Source organism: Motilimonas sp. 1_MG-2023 (assembly GCF_030547455.1).
In the GTDB taxonomy this organism is placed as follows: Bacteria; Pseudomonadota; Gammaproteobacteria; order Enterobacterales; family CBDFNC01; genus Motilimonas.
Window position 1 is genome coordinate 1 of sequence record NZ_JAUOPX010000237.1, and the last position, 244, is coordinate 244.

General features: G+C 38.1%; 1 protein-coding gene. It reads right to left on the minus strand.

Annotation, left to right across the window (positions count from 1 at the left end):
- Positions 1-207, minus strand: a 207-nt coding sequence (locus Q4519_RS22015) for a peptidylprolyl isomerase (protein ID WP_303516110.1), incomplete at its 3' end; no start/stop codon positions are given.
- Positions 208-244: the final 37 nt, after the last annotated feature.

Consider the following 244-nt stretch of genomic DNA (forward strand, 5'->3'; position numbering starts at 1 on the left):
TTCTACGGCTTTTGCAAATAATGTTGGCATATCGTTAATTTTCTTGCAGCCCGAGTCACCACCATCTAGGGCTTTTGGAGCTTGAGTTTCGGCCAAAGCTAATTCGCTTAAGTCTGCACCTGATTTTAAACTTTTTAACTCATTTTTATCTTTGTTTGTGAATTGATCTATCTGTTTAGAGCTGTCATCTTCATTGAGCTTTAGCATGATATTGCCAATACGGTATTCCAGCTATTTACCATCG